At 74.2% G+C, this 25,850-nt stretch carries 8 protein-coding genes; all 8 read right to left on the bottom strand.

What is annotated here, in order from left to right:
* Positions 1 to 13,603, bottom strand: a 13,603-nt coding sequence (locus ABZ495_RS34490; RefSeq protein WP_359839847.1) for an SDR family NAD(P)-dependent oxidoreductase, incomplete at its 3' end; no start/stop codon positions are given.
* 281 nt (positions 13,604 to 13,884) lie between these two features.
* On the bottom strand, positions 13,885 to 14,991 hold the full coding sequence (locus tag ABZ495_RS34485) for an HAD-IIIC family phosphatase (RefSeq protein ID WP_359839845.1): 1,107 nt from the start codon (positions 14,989 to 14,991) through the stop codon (positions 13,885 to 13,887).
* Positions 14,992 to 15,036: 45 nt separating this feature from the next.
* Positions 15,037 to 16,152 carry an acyl-CoA dehydrogenase family protein gene (locus ABZ495_RS34480; protein WP_329490250.1) on the bottom strand — a complete coding sequence of 372 codons (1,116 nt, stop codon included), beginning with the start codon at positions 16,150 to 16,152 and terminating at the stop codon, positions 15,037 to 15,039.
* Positions 16,145 to 16,435 (bottom strand): acyl carrier protein, encoded by a 291-nt coding sequence (locus tag ABZ495_RS34475; protein ID WP_329490249.1) that lies wholly within the window; start codon positions 16,433 to 16,435, stop codon positions 16,145 to 16,147. Before ABZ495_RS34475 ends, ABZ495_RS34480 begins: the two co-directional genes overlap by 8 nt.
* Positions 16,432 to 17,298, bottom strand: coding sequence for a 3-hydroxyacyl-CoA dehydrogenase family protein (locus ABZ495_RS34470; protein ID WP_329490248.1), 867 nt, complete (start codon positions 17,296 to 17,298; stop codon positions 16,432 to 16,434). Before ABZ495_RS34470 ends, ABZ495_RS34475 begins: the two co-directional genes overlap by 4 nt.
* 80 nt (positions 17,299 to 17,378) lie before the next feature.
* On the bottom strand, positions 17,379 to 20,585 hold the full coding sequence (locus ABZ495_RS34465; protein WP_359839843.1) for a condensation domain-containing protein: 3,207 nt from the start codon (positions 20,583 to 20,585) through the stop codon (positions 17,379 to 17,381).
* Positions 20,586 to 20,590: 5 nt separating this feature from the next.
* Positions 20,591 to 21,427, bottom strand: coding sequence for a hypothetical protein (locus ABZ495_RS34460; RefSeq protein ID WP_352296726.1), 837 nt, complete (start codon positions 21,425 to 21,427; stop codon positions 20,591 to 20,593).
* Positions 21,428 to 21,571: 144 nt separating this feature from the next.
* The gene (locus ABZ495_RS34455) at positions 21,572 to 25,675 is read right to left on the bottom strand and encodes an SDR family NAD(P)-dependent oxidoreductase (protein WP_359839841.1); all 4,104 of its coding nucleotides are present in this window, start codon (positions 25,673 to 25,675) and stop codon (positions 21,572 to 21,574) included.
* Between the last annotated feature and the right edge of the window lie 175 nt (positions 25,676 to 25,850).

Genomic DNA, 25,850 nt, shown 5'->3' with positions numbered 1-25,850 from the left:
CCGCCAACCGCTCCGGGGTCAGCGAGGCGACGAGCCCGTCGTCGACGATCCCGGCCGCGTGGACGACACCCGTCAGCGGCACACCCGCCAGGACGTCGGCGAGTTCCTCGCGATCGGCCACGTCACAGGCCGCGACCGTGACCTCGACACCCAGCCCCTTCAGATCGGCCACCAGCTCCGGCATCCCGCCGGCCTCGATGCCCCGACGCGACAGCAGGACCAGGTGCTCGGCATGCCCGCTCTCCGCGAGACGGCGGGCCACCAGACCACCCAACACACCGGACGCACCGGTGATCAGCACCGTGCCCGGACGACCACCCGAGTCGGCGGCAGGCGTCGACGGCACCCGCACCAGCCTGGGTACACGCACCTGGCCGGCCCGCACCGCGAACTGCGGCTCACCCGAGGCCACACCCAGGCGCAACCACTCTGCGGACATCTCGTCGACGTCGGCGAGAACGATCCGGTCCGGGTTCTCCGCCTGCGCCACCCGGACCAGACCCCACACCGGGGCAGCCGCGACATCCATCGGCGCCTCCGGACCGGCGTCCACCGCTCGGTCCGTCACCACCAGCAAACGGGACCCGGCCAGGGACTCCGCCGCCAACCACTCCTGCACCAGACCCAGCACACCGGCAGCCGTACGACCAGCCGCAGCCGGGACCTCGTCCACGGCGTCCGGCACGACCCGCACCACCACCACATCGGGCACGGCCTCCGCCGACGCCACCAGCGCGGCCAGATCCGGGAACGACTCCGCACCCGCCAGCTCCGCCGTCCCGAGGACAGCCCACCGACCGCCCTCCGTCGCGGGGCCGGTCAGGTCAGCCGGAACCCACTCCACACCGAACAGGTCACCATGGGCCGGCGCCGCCACCGCTGCGAAGGGGCGCAGGACCACCGAACCCACCGAGGCGATCAACGCACCCGTGGCATCGGCGAGGGTCAGCGACACGCCCTCACCCGAAGGCGTGACCCGCACCCGGGCAGCCGCCGCATCCGCGGCATGGACGACCACATCGCCCCAGGCGAACGGCACTTCCGGCCGCGCCAGGCGCTCGCCCGTGCCCACGATCACGTGGAGGGAGGCGTCCAGCAACGCGGGGTGCAGCCCGAACCCGGACGCGCTGACACCGTCCGGCAGCGCGACCTCGGCGAACAGCTCCTCGCCGCGCCGCCACGCCGCACGCACCCCCTGGAACACCGGACCGTAGGCGAGACCGCTGTCGACCAGGGCCGGGTAGAAGCCTTCGAGGTCCACCGCCTCGGCACCCGCCGGCGGCCACTCGGTCAGCGCCTCCCCCGCCTCCGGCGCGACCGGCGTCAGCGTTCCCGACGCATGACGGGTCCACTCCTCCCCGAACGCCGCGTCCTCGGCCTGGGCGTAGACGGCCACGGCACGGCGGCCGGACTCGTCCGCCTCGTCCACCGTGACCTGCACCCGGACCGCCCCTTGGGAGGGCAGCACCAACGGCGCCTCGATCACCAGTTCCTCGACCCGCCCGCACCCGGTCTCGTCTCCGGCCCGCACGGCCATCTCGACCAGCGCCGTCCCCGGCAGGACCACCTGCCCGGCGACCACGTGATCGGCCAGCCACGGTTGTCCGGCCAGCGACAGCCGCCCGGTCAGCACGAGACCCCCACTGGCCGGCAGGGTCACCGCCGCACCCAGCAGCGGATGACGCGCCGGTGACTGGCCCAGCCCGGCCGCGTCCACCGGGGCGGCAGCGGCCGGCAGCCAGTGACGCTGACGCTGGAAGGCATAGGTGGGCAGGTCGATCCGCTGGGCGCCGGTGCCCGCGAAGACCTCGCCCCACGCGACCGCCAGACCGCGCACGAAGAGCTTCGCGAGGGCGGTGAGCAGAGCGCGGGGTTCGTCACGGCCCCGGCGCAGCAGCGGGAGCCAGACCTCGGCGGCTGCCTCGCCCTCGGTGTCGATCCGGGTCTGCGGGCCCATGCCGGACAGCACACCGTCGGGCCCGATCTCCACGAACGTCCGCACACCGGCCGCACGCAGGGACTGCGCGGCGTCGTGGAAGCGGACCGCCTCGCGGACGTGCTTCACCCAGTAGGCCGGGTCCGTGACCTCGTCCATCACCGGGAGACCGGTCAGGGCGGAAACCATCGCCAGCTTGGGCACGCGGTAGCTGACGGCGGCGACGACGCGGGCGAACTCCTCCAGCATCGGCTCCATCAGCGGCGAGTGGAACGCGTGCGAGACCTGAAGGCGCTTCGTACGTGCGCCGGATGCGGCCAATTGTTCGGCGGCCTGCAGCACTTCGTCCTCGACGCCCGAGATCACCACCGCGCGAGGTCCGTTCACCGCGGCGATACCGACACCAGTCCGGCCCGCGATCGCTTCGAGGACCTCGCTCTCGGTCGCCTCGACGGCCACCATGGCACCGCCGGAGGGAAGTTGCTGCATCAGCCGGCCACGCGCGGCCACCACCGCACAGGCGTCCTCCAGCGACCACACCCCCGCCACATGCGCCGCCGCCAGCTCACCGATCGAATGACCGGCCACCACCTGCGGACTCACACCCCACGACTCCAGCAGACGGAACAGCGCCACCTCAACGGCGAACAGCGCGGGCTGCGCCCACCCCGTCTCATCGATCGGGCCCTCACCCCGAATCACGGCGGCGAGGGAACCGTCCAAGTGCTCGGCCAGACCCGCACACACCGCGTCGAACGCATCGGCGAACACCGGGAACGCCTGGTAGAGCCCCTGCCCCATGCCAACGCGCTGCGCACCCTGGCCGGTGAACACGAACCCGACCTTGCCCGCACCGCCCACAGACCCGGTCACCACACCCGGAACCTCACGGCCCTCGGCCAACGCCGCAAGACCGGCCAGCAACTCCTCGCGGTCCGAGCCCAGCACCACCGCCCGCTGCTCCAGCGCCGCCCGCGACACCGCCAACGACCAACCCACGTCCAGGACATCAGCATCAGCATCAGCACGCTCAACGAACGCCGCCAACCGCTCCGCCTGACCGGCAAGACCCTCCGCCGACCGCCCCGAGAGGGACCACGGCACCACCGGCAGGCCAACACCACCGGAACGGGCGACCGGAGCGTCCTGCACCGGTGCCTGCTCGATGATCACGTGCGCGTTGGTCCCGGAGAACCCGAACGAGGACACGCCCGCGCGCCGGGGATGCCCGGCATCCGGCCACGGCCGCGCCTCGGTGACCAGCCGGACCGCGCCCGCCTCCCAGTCCACGTGCGAGGACGGCGCGTCCACATGCAGGGTCGCCGGCACCACACCGCGCTGCATCGCCGCGACCATCTTGATGACACCCGCCACGCCGGCGGCCGCCTGCGCGTGCCCGATGTTCGACTTCACGGACCCCAGGAGCAGCGGCCGGTCCTCCGGTCGCCCCTGGCCGTAGGTCGCCAGCAGCGCCTGTGCCTCGATCGGGTCACCCAACCGCGTGCCGGTGCCATGGGCCTCGACCACGTCCACGTCGGCCGCGGACAACCCGGCGCCGGCCAGCGCGGCCCGGATCACCCGCTGCTGCGACGGCCCGTTCGGTGCCGTCAGACCGTTGGACGCGCCGTCCTGGTTGACCGCCGTACCGGCCACCACCGCGAGCACCTTGTGACCGTTACGGCGTGCGTCCGACAGCCGCTCCAGCACCAGGACGCCGACGCCCTCGCCCCACCCGGTGCCGTCCGCGGACTCCGCGAACGCCTTGCAGCGCCCGTCAGCGGCCAGACCGCCCTGCCGGGTGAAGTCGATGAAGGTGCCGGGCGTCGACATCACGTTGACGCCGCCGGCGAAGGCCAGCGTGCTCTCCCCCGAGCGCAGCGACTGGCAGGCCAGGTGCAGCGCCACCAGCGACGACGAACACGCCGTGTCCACCGTCACCGCCGGGCCCTCCAGCCCCAGCGCGTACGCCACCCGCCCGGAGGCGACCCCGCCCGAGCCGCCGGTGCCGGCATAGCCCTCGACGTTCTCGGACACCGCGCCGAACGGCAGGTAGTCGTGGTAGATCAGGCCGGCGAAGACACCGGTCGCGGAGCCGCGTAGTGTGTTCGGGTCGATCCCGGCGTCCTCCAGCGCCTCCCACGACGTCTCCAGCAGCAGTCGCTGCTGCGGGTCCATCGCGATCGCCTCGCGCGGGCTGATCCCGAAGAACCCGGCGTCGAACTCCCCGGCGTCGTAAAGGAATCCGCCCTCGCCGGACAGGCTCTTGCCGACCGCCTCCGGGTCCGGATCGTGGACGTCCGGCGCCCAGCCGCGGTCCGTCGGGAACGGACCGATCGCGTCGCGGCGCGCCTCCAGCAGCTCCCAGAACTCGGTGGGGGACGACACTCCGCCGGGGAACCGGCATCCCATGCCGACGATGACCACCGGGTCCTCGTCGGCGGGCACGCCGGCCGTGACCGCGGGCGCGGCCCCCGCCGGGCCGGGCTCGGCCGCGCCGACCAGCTCGCCCAGCATGAACCCGGCCAGTGCCGCCGGCGTCGGGTAGTCGAAGACCGTCGTCGCCGACAGGCGAAGGCCCGTCGCCGAGTTCAGCCGGTTGCGCAGTTCCACGGAGGTCAGCGAGTCGAAGCCGGTCTCGCGGAAGGCTCGGCCGGCCTCGATGCTCTCCGGTCCGGCCATGCCCAGCACCAGGGCGGCCTGCGCCGCGATCACGTCGAGGACGGCGGCGGTCCGCTCGGCGGGGTCGAGCGCCAGGAGCCTGGTGCTCAGTGCGTTCCGGCCGTCGGCGGCCGGACCGCCGGCCGTGCGCCGGGCGGGCGGGCCCGCATGCCCGGTTCGGACCAGACCGGACAGGAAGGGCGGGACCTCGCCCGAGCGGCGCAGAGCGGCGAGGTCCAGCTTGGCCGTCACCGTCAGGGCGTCGGCGGCGCGGGCCGCCGTGTCCAGCATGGCGAGACCGTCGGCCGCGGGCAGCGGCTTCAGCCCCTGGCGGGACATCCGCTGCCAGTCGGCCCGGTCGAGCTTGGCGGTCATGCCGTGTTCCCACGGCCCCCACACCAGGGACGCGGCGGGCAGACCGGCCCGGCGGCGGGAGGCCGCCAGCGCGTCCAGGAAGGTGTTCCCGGCCGCGTAGTTGGCCTGGCCCGGGTTGCCCCAGACGCCGGCGATCGAGGAGAACAGGACGAACATGTCCAGGTCGAGGCCGCGGGTCAGCTCGTGCAGGTGCCAGGCCGCGTCGGCCTTCGGCCGCATCACCGCCGCCACCCGCTCCGGGCTCAGCGAGGCCGCGATCCCGTCGTCGACGATCCCGGCGGCGTGCACGACGCCCGTCAGCGGCACGCCCGCCAGGACGGCCGCGAGCTCGTCGCGGTCGGCCACGTCGCAGGCCGCCACCGTGACCTCGGCGCCCAGCGCCTCCAGGTCGGCGACCAGCTCCGGCATCCCGGCGGCCTCGATGCCACGACGCGAGACCAGCACCAGGTGCTCGGCCCGCCCGCTCTCGGCGAGGTGCCGGGCCACCAGACCGCCCAGCGCACCGGACGCGCCGGTCACCAGGACCGTGCCCGCCCCGGCGGCCGTCGCGGGCAGCGTCAGGACGACCTTGCCGATGTGCCGCGCCTGGCTCAGGAACCGGAAGGCGTCCACCGCGCGGCGTGCGTCCCAGCAGGCCACCGGCAGCGGCCGCAGGGCGCCCTCCTCGAACAGCAGGGTCAGCGACCGCAGCATCCGGCCGAGCACGTCCGGGTCCAGGTCCAGCAGGTCGAACGCCCGGTAGGCGACCCCGTGGTCGCGGCGCACCTGCTCCGGGTCCCGGATGTCGGTCTTGCCCATCTCGACGAACCGGCCGCCCGCGCGGGTCAGCCGGAGCGACGCGTCCACGAACTCCCCGGCCAGGGAGTCCAGCACCACGTCCACCCCGTGGCCGGCGGACGCGGTCCGGAAGGTCTCCTCGAAGTCGGTCGTGCGGGACGACGCGATGTGCGACGCACCGACACCCAGTCCGCGCACCGCCGCCCACTTGGCGGGCGACGCGGTCGCGAACACCTCCGCCCCCAGCTGCCGGGCCAGTTGCACCGCCGCGATGCCCACGCCACCGGCGGCGGCGTGGACCAGCACCCGCTCGCCCCGCCGCAGGCCGGCCAGCTCCACCAGCGCGTACCAGGCGGTCAGGAACACCAGCGGCGCACCGGCCGCCTCCGCCATCGTCCATCCGGACGGCACCGGGGCCAGCAGCCGCTGGTCGGTCACCGCCTCGGTGGTGAACGCGCCCGTGAACAGGCCCATCACCGCATCGCCCGGCCGGAGCCCGGTCACGCCCGGACCGACCTCCAGCACGACACCGGCGCCCTCCAGGCCCAGCCGGCCCGCGTCACCCGGGTACATGTCCAGCACGTTGAGCACATCGCGGAAGTTCACGCCCGCCGCACGCAGGGCGACCCGCACCTGACCGGCGTCGAGCGCACCCGCTTCCTCGCCACCCAGCAGGGTGAGGTTCTCCAGCGTGCCGCGCTCGTGGAAGCCCAGGCTCCACACCCGCTCCGCCGGGACCGGCAACCCCTCCGCGACGCGCGCCAGCCGGGGCACCCGCAGCTGGCCGGCCCGCACCGCGAACTGCGGCTCACCGGAGGCCACACCCTGGCGCAGCACCTCCATGGAGGCGTCCTCGACATCGGCGAGGACGATCCGGCCCGGATTCTCCGCCTGCGCCACCCGGACCAGACCCCACACCGGAGCGGCCGCGACCTCCGTCGGCGCCTCCGGACCGGCGTCGACGGCCCGCTCGGTCACCACCAGCAGACGGGACGCGGACAGGGACTCCGCCGCCAGCCACTCCTGCACCAGACCCAGCACGTCGGCGGCTGCACGACGAGCCCCGGCCGGGACGTCACCCGGCTCCGGCACGACCCGCACCGCCACGACCTCGGGGGCCGGCTCCGCCGACGCCACCAGCGCCGCCAGATCCGGGAACGACTCCGCGCCCGGCAGTTCCATGGTCCCGAGGACGGCCCACCGGCCGCCCTCCGTCGCGGCGCCGTCCAGGGCAGCCGGGACCCACTCCACGCCGAACAGGCCGTCGCTCGCGGGTGCCGCGGCGCCCGCGAAGGGCCGCAGGACCAGCGAACCGACCGAGGCGATCAACGCGCCCGTCGCGTCGGCCAGGGTCAGCGACACGCCCTCACCGGTCAGCTCCGGGGTCACCCGGACCCGGGCCAGGGCGGCGCCGGTGGCATGCAGGTCGACGTTCCCCCAGGAGAACGGGACCTCAAGCCGGTCCCGGCGCTCGCCCGTGCCCACGATCACGTGCAGGGCGGCGTCCAGCAGGGCGGGGTGCAGCCCGAAGTCGGCGGCGCTCACGCCGTCCGGCAGCGCGACCTCGGCGAACAGCTCCTCGCCGCGCCGCCAGGCCGCCCGCATCCCCTGGAACGCCGGTCCGTAGGCGAGGCCGCTGGCGGCCAGCGCCGGGTAGAACCCTTCGAGATCCACCGCCTCGGCGCCTGCCGGGGGCCACTCGGCCGGCAGGCTGTCGGCCGACGCCGTGGCGACCGACAGCGTGCCCGACGCATGCCGGGTCCACTCCCCGTCGGGCGCGGCCTCCTCGGCCTGGGCATAGACACCGAGCTCCCGGCGACCGGACTCGTCGGGACCGTCCACCGTCACCTGGACCCGGACGCCACCCTGCGCCGGGAGGACCAGCGGCGCCTCGATGACCAGCTCCTCGACCCGGGTGCAGCCGGCCTCGTCGCCCGCGCGCACGGCCATCTCGACCAGCGCGGCGCCGGGGACGACGACCTGCCCGGCCACCACGTGATCGGCCAGCCAGGGCTGTGCGGCCAATGACAGTCGCCCGGTCAGGACCACGCCACCGGTGGCCGGCAGGGTGACGGCGGCGCCGAGCAGCGGGTGTCCCGGGTTCTCCAGACCGAGGTCCTCGGCGCGGCTGCCCGCCGTCGCGGTCAACCAGTAGCGCTGACGCTGGAAGGCGTAGGTGGGCAGGTCGACCTGCTGGGCACCGGTGTCCGCGTAGACCTGCTCCCAGGCGACCGGCACACCCCGCACGAAGAGCTTCGCAAGCGCGGTGAACAGGGCGCGGGGCTCGTCACGGCCGCGACGGAGCAGCGGCAGCCAGACCTCGGGCTCGCCCTGGTCGTCCGTGCGGGTCTGCGGGCCCATGCCGGACAGCACACCGTCGGGCCCGATCTCCACGAACGTCCGCACACCGGCGGCGCGAAGGGCCTGCGCGGCGTCGTGGAAGCGGACCGCCTCGCGGACATGCTTCACCCAATAGGCCGGGTCCGTGACCTCGTCCGTCACCGGGAGACCGGTCAGGGCGGAAACCATCGCCAGCTTGGGCGTGCGGTAGCTGACGGCGGCGACGACGCGAGCGAACTCCTCCAGCATCGGCTCCATCAGCGGCGAGTGGAACGCGTGGGAAACCTGGAGACGCTTCGTGCGCGCGCCCACCTGAGCCAACTGGGCGGCGGCCTGCAGCACTTCGTCCTCGACGCCCGAGATCACCACAGCCTTGGGGCCGTTCACCGCGGCAATACCGACACCAGTACGACCCGCGATCGCTTCGAGAACCTGCTCCTCCGTGGCCTCGACGGCCACCATCGCACCACCGGGAGGCAGTTGCTGCATCAGCCGACCACGCGCGGCCACCACCGCACAGGCGTCCTCCAGCGACCACACCCCCGCCACATGCGCCGCCGCCAGCTCACCGATCGAATGACCGGCCACCACCTGCGGACTCACACCCCACGACTCCAGCAGACGAAACAGCGCCACCTCGACCGCGAACAGCGCGGGCTGCGCCCACCCCGTCTCATCGATCGGGCCCTCACCCCGAATCACACCCGCCAGCGAGCCGTCCAAGTGCTCAGCCAGACCCGCGCACACCGCGTCGAACGCCTCGGCGAACACCGGGAACGCCTGGTAGAGGCCCTGCCCCATACCGACGCGCTGCGCACCCTGGCCGGTGAACACGAACCCGACCTTGCCCGCACCGCCCACCGACCCGGTCACCACACCCGGAACCTCACGGCCCCCGGCCAACGCCGCAAGACCGGCCAGCAGCTCCTCGCGGTCCGAGCCCAGCACCACCGCCCGCTGCTCCAACGCCGCCCGCGACACCACCAACGACCAACCCACGTCAAGAACATCAGCATCGGAGCGCTCAACGAACGCCGCCAACCGCTCCGCCTGCCCGGCAAGACCCTCCGCCGACCGCCCCGAAAGGGACCACGGCACCACCGGCAGGTCAACACCACCGGCACGGGCCACCGGAGCGTCCTGCACCGGCGCCTGCTCGATGATCACGTGCGCATTGGTCCCGCTGATGCCGAACGACGACACACCCGCGCGTCGCGGCCGCTCCTCGGAGTGCGGCCAGGCCACCGCCGATGTCGCCAGCCGGACCGCGCCCGCCTCCCAGTCCACGTGCGAGGAGGGTTCGTCGGCGTGCAGCGTCTGGGGCACCTGCTCGTGCTGCAGGGCGAGCACCATCTTGATCACGCCCGCGACACCCGAGGACCACTGGGTGTGCCCGATGTTGGACTTCAGCGAGCCGAGCAGCAGCGGCCGGCCCTGCGGCCGGTCCTGGCCGTACGTCGCCAGCAGCGCCTGCGCCTCGATCGGGTCACCCAACCTGGTCCCGGTGCCGTGGCCCTCGACCACGTCCACCTCGGCCGCCGACAACCCGGCGCCCGCCAGCGCCGCCCGGATCACCCGCTGCTGCGACGGCCCGTTCGGCGCCGTCAGACCGTTGGACGCGCCGTCCTGGTTCACCGCCGAACCCCGCACCACCGCGAGCACCTTGTGACCGTTGCGCAGCGCGTCCGACAACCGCTCCAGCACGACGATGCCGGCGCCCTCGGCCATACCCATGCCGTCGGCCTGCTCCGAGTACGCCTTGCAGCGGCCGTCCGCCGCGAGGCCCTGCTGCCGGCTGAACCAGGCGAGCCACGCCGTGGTGGCGTGCACGGTGACGCCGCCCGCCAGCGCCAGCGAGCACTCCCCCGACCGCAGCGACTGGCTTGCCAGGTGCAGTGCCACCAGGGAGGACGAGCACGCCGTGTCGACGGTGAGCGCCGGCCCTTCGAGGCCGAGCGTGTAGGCCACCCGGCCGGAGATCACGCTGGGCGCGATGCCCGACTGGAGGTGCCCTTCGAGCTCCTCGGGCGCGTTGGCGCCGTAGCCGGACGAGGAGGCGCCCACGAAGACGCCGGTCGCCGAGCCGCGCAGCCGCCTGGGGTCGATGGCCGCCCGCTCGAAGGCCTCCCAGGACAGTTCGAGGAGCAGCCGCTGCTGCGGGTCCATCGCCAGCGCCTCACGCGGGCTGATCCCGAAGAACCCGGCGTCGAACTCCCCGGCTCCGGTGATGAATCCGCCGCCGCGCGTGTAGAAGGTGCCGGCTCGCTCCGCGTCCAGGTCGAAGAGCTGCGAGAGGTCCCAGCCGCGGTCGGTGGGGAGTTCGCCGACCGCGTCGCCGCCGGTGGCCAGCAGGTCCCAGAGCTGCTCGGGGGCGCTGACGTCACCGGGGAGGCGGCAGCTCATCGCCACGATCGCGATCGGCTCGTCGGCGGCCGCTGCCGTCCGGGCCGCCGCCGTGGTGTCGTCGGTGTGCCCCAGCGTCTGCGCCCGCAGGTACTCGGACAGTGCCACCGGGGTCGGGTAGTCGAAGATCAGTGTGGTGGGCAGCCGCAGGGCGACCGCGCTGCTCAGCCGGTTGCGCAGCTCGACCCCGGTCACCGAGTCGAAGCCGAGTTCCTTGAAGGTGTGCGCGGGGTCGAGCGCCTGCGCGGAGGGGTGTCCGAGGACGGCCGCGGCGTGCGCCGCGATCAGGTCGAGGACCACCTGGTCCTGCTCGGGCCGCGACAGGCCCGCGAGCCGGCGCAGCAAGCCCTCGGCGGCGTCGAGGGGAGGCGCCCCGGCCGTGTCGTCCGCCGCGTGCGGCAGCTCCATCACCTGCGCGGAGGGGCCGCTGTCGAGCCAGAAGCGCTTGTGCCGGAAGGCGTACGTCGGCAGCTCCACCGGCCTCCCGGTGGGCAGGACCGCACGCCAGTCCACCGGCACGCCGTGCACGAAGGCGCGGGCCAGGCCCGTCACCAGGCTCGTGGTGCCTTCGTCGTCGCGCCGCTGGAGCGGGACGAAGTCGGGCTCGTCCTTCGCGGTGCCGGCCACGATGTCCGCGCCGAGCGAGGAGAGTGACCCGTCCGGGCCGACCTCGACGAACACCGAGACGCCCTCGCGGGCCAGCGTCGCCACCGCATCGGCGAAGCGCACCGCCTGGCGGGTCTGCGCCGGCCAGTAGCCCGCCTCGGGCTCGGTGACCAGTTCACCGGTGAGCGCGCCCGCCCACATCACGTTCGGGCGGCGGTACTCCAACCCGGCCGCGACGGCGGTGAGTTCGTCGATCACCGGGTCCATCGCCGGGGAGTGGAAGGCGTGCGAGACCCGCAGCCGCCGCACCCGGCGGCCCCGCTCCCGCCACAGCTCCACCACCTGATCGACGGCCTCGACCTCACCCGAAACCACCACGGACTCCGGGCCGTTGACCGCCGCGATCACCACACCGGGCACCAGCTCGGCCAGCACCTCGGACTCCGAGACGTTGACCGCCGCCATCGCCCCGCCCGCCGACAGCGCCTGCATCAACCGAGCCCGCGCCGCCACCAGCCGCACCGCGTCCGGCAGCGCCAGCACCCCGGCCACATACGCGGCCGCGACCTCGCCCACCGAGTGACCGACCACCGCGTCCGGCGTCACGCCCGCAGCCTCCAGCACCGCCGCGACGGCGACCTCGAAGGCGAACAGACCGGCCTGCGCATACAGCGTCTGCTGCGCCAGCGCCTCGTCCACACCCTCGGCGCCGAGCACGACGTCCCGGACCGAGACACCCAACTCCAGCTCCAGCAGCCCGCACACCCGGTCGAAGACCTCGGCGAAGACCGCACTGCCCTCGTACAGACCCCGGCCCATCCCGACCCACTGCGACCCCTGACCGGCGAAGACCAGACCCACCCGGGCACCCGGCCGCGCCACACCCGACACCACCGAACCCGAGGGCGTCCCGGCAGCCAGGCTCGCCAGGCCGGCCACCAGCTCGGCGCGCTCGGTCCCGAGCACGACCGCCCGGTGCTCGAACGTCGCCCGGGTGGTCGCCAGCGACGCCGCCAGGTCCGCCGGTTCCACTGGCGGCCGGGCCGTCACCCAGTCGTGCAGCCGCTCCGCCTGGGCCGTCAGCCCCTCGGCCGTCCGGCCCGAGACCAGCCACGCACCGGCGCCCGGGAGGACCGGCGCCACGTCGGGCACCTCGGCGGCCTCGACAGCCGGCGGTGCCTCCTCCAGGACGACGTGGACGTTGGTCCCACTGATCCCGAACGCCGACACGCCCGCGCGCCGCGTGTGCTCCCCGGCAGGCCACGGCACCGGCTCGGCCAGCAGCCGCACCGCACCCGCCGACCAGTCCACCTGCGGCGACGGCTCCTCCGCGTGCAGCATCGCGGGCAACTCGCCGTGCTGGAGCGCCAGCACCATCTTGATCACGCCGGCCACACCGGCGGCCGCCTGGGTGTGCCCGATGTTGGACTTCACCGAGCCGAGCCACAGCGGCCGGCCCTCCGGGCGCTCCCGGCCGTAGGTGGCGAGCAGTGCGCCTGCCTCGATCGGGTCGCCGACCCGGGTGCCCGTGCCGTGTGCCTCCACCGCGTCGACGTCGGCGGCGGACAGGCTCGCGTTCGCCAGGGCGCGGCGGATGACCGCCTGCTGGGCGCGGCCGTTCGGGGCGGTCAGGCCGTCGCTGGTCCCGTCGGAGTTGATCGCCGAGCCGCGCAGCACGGCCAGCACGGAGTGGCCGTTGCGCAGGGCGTCGGACAGCCGCTCCAGGACGATCAGGCCGGCGCCCTCGGACCAGACGGTGCCGTCGGCGGCGGCCGAGAACGGGCGGCAGACGCCGTCCGAGGACAGCGCCCGCAGCCCGCTGAACGCGACGAAGTTTCCCGGGGTGGCCATCACGGACACGCCGCCGGCGAGCGCCAGCGAGCACTCGCCGGACCGCAGCGCCTGCACGGCGAGGTGGATGGCGACCAGGGAGCTCGAGGCGGAGGTGTCCACCGTGAGGGACGGCCCGTGCAGCCCGAGCAGGTAGGAGATCCGGCCGGACATCACGCTGGTCGTGGTGCCGGTGAGCAGGTAGCCCTTCACGCCCTCGGGCGCCTCGTGCAGCCGGGGGCCGTACTCCCTCGGCTCGGCGCCCACGAACACGCCGGTCCGGGTGCCCCGGATCGCGGACGGGGTGATGCCGGAGCGCTCCAGGGCCTCCCACGAGGTCTCCAGCAGCAGCCGCTGCTGCGGGTCCATCGCCAGCGCCTCGCGCGGCGGGATGCCGAAGAAGGCGGCGTCGAAACCGGCGGCGTCGTCGAGGAAGCCGCCCCGGGTGAGGTAGGTCCTCCCGGCGCTCTCCGGGTCGGCGTCGTAGAGGGATTCGAGGTTCCAGTTCCGGTCCGCGGGGAAGTCGGAGAGGGCGTCCCGGCGCTCGGCCAGCAGGCTCCACAGGTCCTCGGGCGAACGGACCCCGCCGGGGTAGCGGCAGCTCATGCCGACGATCGCCAACGGCTCCGCACCGGCTGCGGCACGTTCCGTCAGGGCCGGCCCATCAGTCTCGTTCACAAATCCCTCGGCATTCCGGAGTCTGGGAGTGCGATACCTGGTCGAATGTCTTTCAGCCAAGGAGAAACAGCAATGCAAAAGGGCTGAACAGAACGGCCGCACAGAAAGCTGCGTCGAAGAACCGCACTGGAGCTGTGCGAGGAAATCCGGGAAATGGCCCGCCGGAGCCCCCGACGGTCAGGATATGAGCCGGTCCGTCCGGAGGACCACGTGTTCAACCGAGAAAGGCGCGCCGGTTGATCGGCGCGCCTTTCCGTTCGGCCGGGGAGTCCCGGTACCGCTCACCCTCGGGCGGCGGCGTCCTTCTCGGAGGCGGCCGCGGCGAGTTCGGGCGAGTCCAGCCGCATCGTCGTCGGCCCCTCGCGGCGGTCCGCGACCAGGTGCAGGCGCTGGACGCCCTCCCCGGCGGGCTCGCCGAGGACGGCCTGGCAGGCGCAGGGGTCGTCGGCGAAGCCCGCGAACCGGTAGGCGATGTCCATCATGCGGTTGCGCTCGGTGCGCCGGAAGTCGGCGACGAGGTGGGCGCCGGAACGGGCCGCCTGGTCGATCAGCCAGTTGAGGATGACCGCGCCGGCACCGAAGGTCACCACGCGGCACGAGGTCGCGAGGAGCTTGAGGTGCCACAGATCCGCGTGGCGCTCCAGGAGGAGCACGCCCACGGCGCCGTGCGGACCGAAGCGGTCGGTGAGGTTGACGGTCAGGACCTCGTGGTCCGGGTCGACCAGCAGCGCACGCAGCGCGGCGTCCGAGTAGTGGACGCCGGTCGCGTTCATCTGGCTGGTGCGCAGGGTCAGTTCCTCGACCCGGGAGATGTCCTCCTGGTCGGCGCGCTTGATCTCCATGACGAGGTCGAGGGTGCGCAGGAACTCCTCGTCGGGGCCGCTGAAGGTGTCCTTCTCGGCGTCCCGGCGGAAGCTCGCCTGGTACATCTCCCGGCGGCGCCGGGCGTCGACCGTGACGATCTCGGGGCTGAACTCGGGCAGTGCGGTCAGCTCGGCCGCCCGCTCGGCCGGGTAGCAACGGATGTCGGGCGCGTGGTAGTTGACCTCGGCGCGCTCGGTGGGCAGGTCGTCGATGAAGGCGACGGCCGTCTCCGCGAAGTTCAGCCGCTCGGCGATCAGCCTGACCGCGTCGGACTTGCGCCCCCACCCGATCTGGGGATGCACGAAGTACTCGGCGAGGCCCAGGTCTTCGAGCCGCTTCCAGGCGAGGTCGTGGTCGTTCTTGCTCGACACCGAGTGCAGGACTCCCCTGGAGTCGAGCTCGACGATGGTGTCGTGGATTCCGGGGAACAGTTCGACGGTCGGGTCCTCCAGCAACGTGCCGTCCCAGACGGTGTTGTCCAGGTCCCAGACCAGGCACTTCACGAGGGTTGGCTTCTCAGCCACGGGGGTCTCCTACCAGCTTTCGGTCGGACTTCGGTCGGATGGACGTCAGTCGGAAATCGACAGGGCGTGGTCCGCCAGGATCAGCCGGCAGATCTCGTTGCTGCCTTCGATGAGCTCCATGAGCTTGGCGTCCCGGAACGCGCGGGCCACCACGTGGCCGTCCTCGGCACCGGTCGATCCGAGCAGTTGGACCGCGGTGGCGGCGCCGCGGGCCGCGTGGTTCGCGCTGACGTGCTTGGCGAGGACCGCCGTGAGCCCCATGTCCGGGGCGGCGGAGTCCCATTGCCGGCTGGCGTGCTCGCAGCTGCGCCGCGAGACCTGCTCGGCGACGAGCAGCTCCGCGAGGTGCCCGCGGACGAGTTGGTGCTCGGCGAGCGCCACGCCCGCCTGGTGCCGGTGCTTCACGTGCCGGGTGGCGGCGCTCAGGCAGGCCTGCAGGATGCCGACGCAGCCCCACGCGATCGACACCCGCCCGTAGGAGAGCGCCGTGGTGAAGAGCATCGACAGGGGCTGTCCGCCGCCGCCCAGCACATGGGTGGCCGGCAGCCGGACGTTGTCCAGGCGGATGTTGGCGTGGCCGGCGGCCCGGCAGCCCATCGGCTGGGGTACCAGGTCGATGTGCACGCCCGGCGCGTCGACGGGGACGATCGCGGCGGCCGCGCCGTCGCTGTCCCCCTGCCGGCCGATGACGACGACGAAGTCGGCGTACCGGGTGCCGGTGACCCACTTCTTCTCGCCGTCGATGACGAACCCGTCGCCGTCGGCCTTGATCCGGGTGCGCATGGCCGCCAGGTCACTGCCGGCCCCCGGCTCGCTGAAGCCGACCGCGGTGAGCTTCCCGCCGGTCAGCTCCGCCAGGAAGGTGCGCCGCTGCTCGCGGTCGCCGAAGCGCTGGATGGTCCAGGCCGCGATGCCCTGCGAGGTCATGATGGACCGCAGGGAGCTGCACAAGCTCCCCACGTACGCGGTGAGTTCGCCGTTGTCCTGGCTGCTCAGCCCGAGGCCGCCGTAGGAGGCCGGCACCTGCGCGCACAGCAGGCCCTTGGCGCCGAGCGTGCGCAGCACGTCGAGGGGCAGTTCGCCCGCGACGTCCCAGGAGCCGGCCCGGGAGCCGACGAGCTCGCCGATGAGGGCGCGCTCGTCGGCCGGTCGGTCAGGCATTCCCGGCCGCCACCGCGTCGCCGCGCAGGCGCAGCACGAGGCCGGCCATGCCCCCGACGGTGCGGAAGTTGTCGAGCTTGAGGTCGCCGCCGACGATGGCGATGTCGTAGGCGTCCTCCAGGTGGACGACGAGCTGCATGGCGAACATCGAGGAGACCACGCCGGAGGCGAAGAGGTCCTGGTCCAGCTCGACGTCGGTCTTGATGCGCTCGGCGAGGAAGCCGAGGATCTCCTTCTGGAGGGTCTCAGCGGTCAGCGGAGTGTTGTCCCCGTGGACGGTCATGACGCGACCTTTCCGTAGTCGTAGAAGCCCCGGCCGGTCTTCCGGCCGAGGTGGCCGTCCCGCACCTTTTCGAGCAGGAGGTCACAGGGGCGGCAGCTTTCGTCACCGCGGCGCTCGTAGAGCACGTTGAGCGAGTCGACCAGGTTCTCCAGGCCGATCAGGTCGCCGGTGCGCAGCGGGCCGGTGGAGTGGCCGAGGCAGCCCTCCAGCAGGCCGTCGACGACCTCGACGGAGGCGACGCCCTCCTGGACGAGCATGGCCGCGGTGTTGATCAGCGGGTGGAGCAGGCGGTTGATCACGAAGCCCGCCGAGTCCTCGATGACGAGTGCCTCGCGGCCGAGGACGGTGAGCAGCTCGGTGGCCTGCTCCAGGACGGCCGGGTCGGTGCGCGGGCCGCGGATGACCTCGACCATCTTGATCATGTAGGAGGGGTTCATGAAGTGCACGCCCACCAGGTCCTCGGGGCGCACGATCCACTCGGCCATCTCGTCGATCGGGATGCACGAGGTGTTGGAGATCAGGGTGGTGCCGGGCGTCACGACCCGGGAGGCCGCGGAGAGCACCTCCTGCTTGACCTTGTCGACCTCGGTGACGGCCTCGACCACGGTGGTGGCCTCGGCGATGTCGTCGAGGTTGACGCTGGTGGTCAGCGTGCCCTGCGGGCGGTCGGCCGGCAGGACGCCCATGAGCTGGGCGTGCCGCAGCTTCTGCCGGATGGTCTGCCGGGCCGTCTCCAGCACGGTCTCGTCGACGTCGACCAGGACGACGGAGACGCCGTGGCCGAGGGCGAGCGCCGAGATGTTGGTACCCATCACACCGGCGCCGATGATGGCGAGGCGGTGCTCCTCAAGAGCAGTGCTCATGGATTCTTCCCTGCTGTTTCGTGAGCCGGTTCCTGTCGGCCGGCCCGGTCGTGGTGACGCGGCCCGGTGTGGTCCGCCGCTCAGGCGCGCAGCAGCGCGGCGAGAGCGGCGGGGGTCGGGTGCTTGAACACGTCGGCGAGTTCGAGGTTCCTGCCGGTGAGCTCTTCGACCCGCTGCGCCAGGACGGCCGCGAGCAGCGAGTGGCCGCCCGAGTCGAAGAAGTTCGTCTGTGCCGTGGCGCCGGTGCTCAGCAGCTGCCCCCAGATCCCGACGAGGCTGCGGACGAGCGCGTCGTCCTCCGCCGGGTCCGGCCGGTCGGCGCCCTGCTCGACGGCCTTGCGGGCCAGCGCGCGGAGGGCCTCGTGGTCGGGGCGGCCGTCCGGTGTCCTGGGCAGCGCGGCCAGGCGGACGAACAGCCGGGACCCGGCGGGGGCGCCGGTGTCGGTGGCCGTGCCCAGGGCAACGGCCGGGTCGGCGACTGTCCCGGGGGCCGGGTCGGTGGTCGGGTCGGTGGTCGGGTCGGTGGTCGGGTCGGTGGACGCCTCGGTGGTCGGGTCGGTGGACGCCTCGGTGGTCGTCTCGGCGAAGGCGACGACGGTGTGCCCGCCGTCGGGCCGCGGCACGGCCAGCGCGGCGGCCGCCGTCACCCCCGCCCGGCCGAGCAGGTCGGCCTCCACGCGGCCGAGGTCGACCGGGCCGTCCTCGGTGGTGACCCGGTGGTCGGCCCGGCCGAGCCACTCGATCGCCCCGTCGGACCGCCGGCGGGCGAGTTCGCCGGTGCGGTGGTGGCGCCCGTACCGTGCGTCGGTCGCGACCGCCGGACCGTCCGGCCCGCTCGGGGCCGAAGCCGTTCCCGCGAGGCGGAGTTCACCGCGCAGTCCGACGGGCAGCTCGCGCCCGTCGGGGGCGGTGACGAAGGCCCGGGTGCCGGCCACCGGCCGCCCCCGGGTCAGCCCGTCGGGGCTCTCCACCCGGCCGGACAGCACCCAGCCGGTGGTCCCCGGAATGCCGAGGCCGCTGTGCAGCCGGCAGCCGGCCGCGAGGAGCCGCTCCGCCACCTCGGCGGTCAGCTCGTCGCCCCTGGCCAGTACCGTCAGTCCGGGCAGCTGCCCGGCCGGGTCCGCCAGGAGGCGGGCCGGGGTGCCCGGCGGGACGACGACGACGGTCGCGTCGAGCCCGTCGGCGGCGGCCCGGAGGGCGATCGCGTCGGTCCGGGCCCCATCGGGCAGGACCACGCAGCGGCCGCCCGCGCCCAGCGCCAGGAAGGTCTCGAAGAGCGCGTCGAAGCCGGCCGGCGCGGCGAGCGCCGGGACACCGGTGCCGGGCCCGACGCCGAGCTCGGCCGCGAAGTGGCCGACCGCGTCCGCGAGGCCCGCGTGGCTGAGCACGGTGGCGACCGGTTCACCGGCCTCCCCGCAGGTGTAGAACACGCAGGCGGGCCCGGTCGGTTCGGCGTCCGCGTCCGGTCCGGCGGGACCGGGCGCAGGGGCGTCGGCCGACGTCAGGACCGGCGGCAGGTCGGCGCCGTCGGGCAGCCGGACACCCGTCCCTGTGAGGACGGCCTTCGCCCGCGCGTGGGTGAGCTGCCGGGTCAGCCAGGACGGGTCGTGTCCGGCGTCGAGCGGCAGGCAGACGGCGCCGGCCCGCCAGACGCCGAGGGCGGCGGCCGCGGCCTCGCGCCGCGGCACGGCGATCGCCACCGTGTCGCCCGGCCCGATGCCGGCACCGGCCAGCAGCGCGCGGACGGCGGATGCCGCCCCGTCCACCTGCCGGTAGTCCACGCCGTGGTCGCCGTCGGTCACGGCCGGGGCCTCGGGTGTCTTCTCCGCCCAGGCCCGGAACGCCGCGGGCACCGTCGGGCGCACGGCCGGGGCGGCCGTCCCGTCGGCCCGGTCGACGGCCCGGCGGTCGGCGTCGCTCCAGCCCGCCGTCCCGGCGAGCGGCCGGTCCGGGTCCTGCGCGGCCGCGACCAGCAGGGCGTCGAACCGGTCCAGCATCGCCTCGACCTCGGCCGGGGCCAGCGTCTCGGAGTGGCGGAACACGATCTCCGCCCGGGACGGCGAGCCGACCAGCTCCAGGTCGAACTTGCTGTGCGGGTTCTCCACCGTCAGCACCCGGGCCGCCATGCCGCCGACCGACAGCTCGCCGGCCGGCGCCTCGGGCAGGAAGTTGAACAGGTGGCGGAAGAGCTGGGTCTGCCAGGACGTACCGATCCCCGGCAGCTCCCCGGTCAGCTCGTCGACCGGGGTGTCGGCGTGGGCCATCGCCCCGAGGAACGCGTCCCGGGCCTGCCGGGCCAGCGCCCGGAAGCCCTCGGCGAGGTCCACCCGGATCCGGATCGGCACGACGTTGACGTGGTAGCCGATGGCGGCGGTGTTCGCCCCGCGGACGTTGACCGGGGAGCCGATGACGAGGTCCGGTCCGGCGCCGTGCGCCGCGAGGAGGGCCGCGTAGGCGGCCAGCATCACCGCGCCGAGCGGCGCCCTGACCGCGCGCTGCAACTGCAGCACGGCCTGCTGCGCCCCGGGGGAGAGCGCGCGGCTCGCGGTCTCGCCCCGCAGCCGCGGCTGCCGGTCGCGCGGGGTGCCGCACCACAGCTCCAGCCCGGCCGGGTCGAAGCCCTCCAGGGTCTCCCGCCAGTAGGCGAGGTCGGCGGGCCGCGGCTCGGGCTCGGCGAGCGCCGGGGCCGGTGCGGTGGCCTGCGGCGGCACCGGCCGGCCCGCCGCGATCGCGTCGTAGACCGGGATGAACGCCTGGAGGAACAGGGCCACCGAGACCATGTCGAAGACCAGGTGGTGCACGGCCACGCAGAGCACGTCGCCGTCCGGACGGACGGCGTGCCCGATCCTGACCAGCGGCCGGCCGTCGAGCCGGAACGGCCGGTCCGCGAACGCGGTCAGCTGCCGCTCCACCGGGTCGCCCGACAGGTCGAGCGGCTCGATCTCCACGGCGAACCCGCTCGCGGGGACGACCTCCTTGACCAGGTCCGCCCCGGTGGTGCGGTAGACGGTCCGCAGCACCTCGTACCGGCCGACCACGATCGCCAGGGCCGCCCGCAGCGCGTCCGGCCGCAGCCGCCCGCTCACCTGGAGGGCCAGCCCCAGGTTGTTGACCCCGGTCTCCGGGACCAGCTGCTCCAGCAGCCAGAGGGCCTTCTCCTTGCTCGTCGTCGCGGTCGGCGCCGAGGTCGTCGGTGCGTTCGTCGTCGCGGTAGTCGGAGCGTTCGTCGGTGCGTTCGCGCGGTCCGGTTCCGGCGGCCGGCCGGACGCGCCCAGGTCGGAGTTCATCGCCCTCAGAATTCGGCGTTGTCGAGGAGGAGCCGGACCGTCGAGTCGTCCCGCAGGAGGTCGACGTGGCCGATCTCCAGCGAGAGCCGCCGGCCCAGCACCTTGCTGGCGTTGACCACCGTCGCCGCGCCGGTCCGCTCCAGCTCCGCGTAGTCGGAGGAAGTGACGGCGAGCGCCTCGCCCCAGGCCCGGCTCGGGTCGATCTGGGAGGCGGCGGAGAGCCACGTCATGTACGACTCGAAGAGCAGCACGACCTCGTCCCGGCGGGCGTCGGCGAGACCGATCCGCCGGAAGGCGATGGAGGCCATCTCGCGGTAGAGGCCGACGATCTCTACGGCGGCGTCGAGCAGGCCGATCGACGGGGTCCCGACGATCTCGGCGGCCCGCTCGCGGGCGTGCTCCGCCTCCTCCGCGGTGAAGACCGGGCCGGCCAGCGCGATCATCTTGTGGATCTCGGACTCCAGCAGCTGCAGGTCGGTGACCTGCGGGTCGAACAGGATCACCTTGGGCGCGGTGCCCTGACGCTGCGCCAGGCGGTCGGCGATCTCACCGGCGTAGACGCCGCCGACGCAGTAGCCGAGCACGGCCACCACCTCGTACTTCTCCCACTCGCCGGCGTTCAGCCAGTGCTCGGTGTAGTAGTCGCCGGCCGGGCGGTCGGCCAGGCGGACCGGCGGGGGCGTGGTCTGCAGGAACCCGTGCCCGGCCCAGGCCGGGCCCATCTTCCGTGCGAGGTCCTCGAATCCGGCCTCGCGCCGCCCGGCGGCGGGGAAATCGATTCCGAGAACAAGGGACTTCGACGTCGGGGCGGTTATGACGCTCCAGGCGTTCTCGTTCGGCACTTTCTCATCCCATCTTCGGAGTCGGACGGCTGGTTTCCCTGCGGCACAGCCCGTGGAACATTTCCTCGAAGAACCGGTCGGACACCGGCACGGCCCCGGATCGCCGGGGGCCGCTCATCGGCCCCCGGCTCATGGCCCGTCGGCTCATTGCCCGTCGGCGCTTTCCCGGAGGACCGCCGTCAGCTCGCCGAGCAGGAAATCCGCGATCGCTTCCGGCAGATAGAGGTCATAGATGAAGCCCTCCGGCAGCTTAAGGCCGGTCAGCCCGGTAATTCTTTCCCGCAGTTGAACGGCCGACATGGACGTCATGCCCATCTCGAACACGTCGCCGTTCGGGCGGACCGAATCGACCGACGCGTAGCCGAGCATCGTGGCGATCTCTTGGCGGAGCAGGTCGAGCACCAGCTCCCGCTGCTCGGCCTCGCCGAGGCCGGCCAGCTGCCGGAGCCAGTCGAGGTCACCGGAGCCGTCGGCGGACCCGTCGGGGCCGTCGAGCGGCGCCTGCTCGCGCTCCTGCTGACGCCAGGTCGAGAGCCGCGCCAGCACCGTGCCCAGCGGCATGTCCTCCCGCAACGGCTCGGCCAGGCCGAGGACTTCGGCCAGGGCGGCCATGTCCCCGCCCTCCAGCGCGGCCCAGAAGCGCTGCTCGCCCGGGGTGGCGGAGCCGGCCGCGACCGGTTCGGCACCGGGCCTGCGGGCCGGCGGCTGCGGCCAGTAGGGCTGTCGCTGGAACGCGTACGTCGGCAGGTCGACGCGGCGCCCGCCGCCCAGGACCGCGGCCCAGTCCACGGGGACACCGAGGACGTGGAGGGCGGCCAGACCGGAGGTGAACGACCGCAGGCCCCCTTCCCCGTGGCGCAGCGTCCCGGTGACGGTGGCGCCCGCCCCGGCCCGCAGGCCCCGGTCGTCCAGGGCCCGGGCGAGAGCCGCGGTGAGCACCGGGTCGGCGCTGACCTCGATGTACGCACCGAAGCCGCCGTCGGCCAGGGCCGCCGCCAACTCCTCGGCCGGCAGGGTGTCCTGCGGGCTCCGGACCCAGTGGTCGGCGCCCAGTCCGGCGCCCTCGGCCCAGGCCATCGCCCGGGTGGAGAACAGCGGCACCGTGCCCGCCCGCGGGCGGACGGCGGCGAGTTCCGCCCGGTCGGCGGCCGCGCCGGCCGCCGACCGGGCGGTCAGCACCGCGATCCGGGCCGCGTCCGCCGGTGACAGCACACCGGCCACCTGGGCGGCCGCGACCTCGCCCACCGCGTGGCCCGCGACGGCCGCCGGGTGGACGCCCGCCGAGCGCCACAGCGCGGCCAGCGACACCATCACCGCCCAGAGCACCGGCTGGAGGACCTCGGGGCGGTCGAGCGCCGGACCGGCCGGGCCCTCCCGCAGCACCTCGGTGACCTTCCAGTCCACGTACGGGGCCAGGTCCCGCTCGCACGCGGCGATCCGGTCCGCGAAGACCGGCGCCTCGTCCAGCAGCGCGGCGGCGCAGCCGAGCCACCGGGACTCGCTGCCGGGGAAGACGAACACGGGCCGGTGGCCCGCCGTCGCGGTGCCGGTCAGCACGTCCCTGGTGGGCACGCCGGCGGCGGCCACCGCGAGGCCCGCGAGCAGGCCGTCCCGGTCCGCGCCCAGCACGACCGCCCGGTGGTCGAAGACCGTGCGCGTGGTGGCCAGGGAGAACCCGATGTCCACCGGGTCCGCGTCCGGCCGGTCGAGGAGGAAGTCGCGCAGCCGCCCGGCCTGGGCCCGCAGCGCCTCCTCGGTCCGCCCGGACAGCACCCACGGCACCACCGCCGGCGCTGCCGACGGGGCGGCGGGGGCGACGGGCGCGGCAGGCGCGGGGGCCTCCTCCACGATGACGTGCGCGTTGGTACCGCTGATCCCGAACGACGAGACGCCCGCCCGGCGCGGCCGCCCGTTCGGCTGCCACGGCACCGGCTCGGTCAGCAGCCGCACCCGGCCCTCCGTCCAGTCGACCTGCGGCGTGGGCTCGTCGACGTGCAGCGTGGCGGGCATCCGGCCGTGCCACAGGGCGAGCACCATCTTGATCACTCCGGCGATGCCGGCCGCGGCCTGGGTGTGTCCGATGTTGGACTTCACCGACCCCAGCCAGAGCGGCCGGTCCTCCGGCCGGTCCTGGCCGTAGGTGGCCAGCAGCGCCTGGGCCTCGATCGGGTCGCCCAGCCTGGTGCCCGTGCCGTGCGCCTCCACCACGTCGACCTCGTCGGCGCGGACGCCGGCGTTGGCCAGCGCGGCCCGGATCACCCGCTGCTGCGAGGGCCCGTTGGGGGCGGTCAGACCGTTGGACGCACCGTCCTGGTTGGTCGCGCTGCCCCGCAGCACCGCGAGCACCCGGTGCCCGTTGCGCTGCGCGTCGGACAGCCGCTCGACCACCAGCACGCCCGCGCCCTCGGCGAAGCCGGTGCCGTCCGCCGCGGCGGCGAACGCCTTGCAGCGGCCGTCCGGGGCCAGCCCGCGCTGGCGGGAGAACTCGACGAACGTCCCCGGCGTGGCCATGATCGTCACGCCCCCGGCGAGCGCCATCGTGCACTCGCCGGACCGCAGTGCCTGGGCCGCCAGGTGCAGCGCCACCAGCGCCGACGAGCACGCCGTGTCGACCGTGACCGCCGGCCCCTCCAGGCCGAAGGTGTAGGCCAGCCGGCCGGACAGGATGCTGGTCGCGATCCCGGTCATCAGGTGGCCCTCGGCCTCCGCGCCGCCGTGCGCCAGCACGCTCATCTCGTAGCCGGAGGTGTAGCCGCCCACGAAGGTGCCGGTCTGGCTGCCGCGCAGGGACACCGGGTCGATCCCGGCCCCCTCGATGGCCTCCCAGGACAGCTCCAGGAGCAGCCGCTGCTGCGGGTCCATGGCCAGCGCCTCACGCGGGCTGATCTCGAAGAACCCGGCGTCGAAGGCGCTGGCGTCCTGCACGAACCCGCCCGCCTGGGTGTACGAGGTGCCGATGTGCGCGGCGTCCGGGTCGTAGAGGGAGTCCAGGTCCCAGCCGCGGTCGGCGGGGAACGGCGAGATCGCGTCCTGCCCCTCGGAGATCATCCGCCAGAGGTCCTCGGGCCCCGTCACACCGCCCGGGAACCGGCAGCTCATGCCGACGATCGCGATCGGCTCGTCGTGGGCCGCCGCCCCGACCGGGGCCGGCGGCGCCACGGCCGCCGAGGCTCCGCCGCCGAGCCGGCCCCGCAGGTGCCCGGCCAGCACGGCCGGGTTCGGGTAGTCGAAGACCAGGGTGGCCGGCAGCCGCAGTCCGGTCCCGGTGGTGAGGCGGTTGCGCAACTGGACGGCGGTGAGCGAGTCGAAGCCCAGGTCGGTGAAGGCCCGGCCGGGCTCGACGGCCTCGGCGGAGCTGTGCCCCAGCACGGCCGCCACGTGCGCCCGGACCAGGTCCAGCAGCATCCGGTCGCCGTCCGCGGCGGGCAGCGCGGCGAGCCGCTGCCGCAGCGAGTCCGCGCCCGCCCCGTCGGAGGCGGCGGCGGTGCGCCGGGCCGGTCGGCCGGCCAGTGCCCGCCACAGCGGCGGGACGTCACCGGTGCGGGCCGCCTGGGACCGCAGCCCGGCCAGGTCCAGCCGGGCCGGTACCAGCACCGCCTCGTCCCGGCCGAGCGCCAGGTCCATCAGGGCCAGGCCCTCGGCCGCGCTCAGCCCGCTGGTCCCGCTCCGGGTCATCCGGGACCGCTCGGCGTCGGTGAGCTGCCCGGTCAGGCCGCTGACCTCCGCCCAGAGGCCCCAGGCCAGCGAGGTGCCGGGCAGTCCGGCCGCCCGCCGGTCGGCCGCCAGCGCGTCCAGGAACGCGTTGGCCGCCACGTAGTTGCCCTGACCCGGGACGCCGAACGTCGCCGCGGCCGAGGAGAACAGCACGAACCGGTCCAGGTCCAGACCCCGGGTGAGCTCGTGCAGGTGCCAGGCACCGTCGGCCTTCGGCCGCATCACCGCGGCCACCCGCTCGGGCGTCAGCGACGGAATCGTCCCGTCGTCGAGCACTCCGGCGGTGTGGATCACGCTCCGCAGCGGACGCCCCGCCGGAATCGCCGCCAGCAGCGCGGCCAGCGCCTCACGGTCCGCCGTGTCACAGGCGACCACGTCCACCGACGCACCCGACCGCGCCAACTCCGCCGCCAGCACGGCCACCCCGGCGGCGGCCGGACCGGAACGACTGGTCAGCACCAGACCGTCCGCCTGGGCCGCGGTCACCAGATGCCGCGCGACCAGACCGCCCAGCGTGCCCGTGCCACCCGTCACCAGCGCCGTCCGCCCGGATGGGCGGCCCGGCAGCTGTTCAACTGCCTCCGTGGAACGGGATGGACGCGTCAGCCGTCGTCCGTGGGCCAGGGTGCCGCGCACGGCGAGTTCCGGCTCGCCGGTGGCGAGTGCCGTCGGGAGGGCGGCGATCTGCTCGGCGCCCGCGCCGGTCGGC

It is taken from the genome of Kitasatospora sp. NPDC005748, assembly GCF_040630735.1.
Classification (GTDB): domain Bacteria; phylum Actinomycetota; class Actinomycetes; order Streptomycetales; family Streptomycetaceae; genus Kitasatospora.
The sequence above is the reverse complement of the archived record's forward strand: the minus strand, read 5'-3'. Positions and strand labels throughout refer to the sequence as shown.

Bases quoted from the DNA above. Each gene is read 5' to 3' on its own strand.
- ABZ495_RS34470 (WP_329490248.1), bottom strand. From the start codon at position 17,298: ATGAGCACTGCTCTTGAGGAGCACCGCCTCGCCATCATCGGCGCCGGT.
- ABZ495_RS34475 (WP_329490249.1), bottom strand. From the start codon at position 16,435: ATGACCGTCCACGGGGACAACACTCCGCTGACCGCTGAGACCCTCCAG.
- ABZ495_RS34480 (WP_329490250.1), bottom strand. From the start codon at position 16,152: ATGCCTGACCGACCGGCCGACGAGCGCGCCCTCATCGGCGAGCTCGTC.
- ABZ495_RS34465 (WP_359839843.1), bottom strand. From the start codon at position 20,585: ATGAACTCCGACCTGGGCGCGTCCGGCCGGCCGCCGGAACCGGACCGC.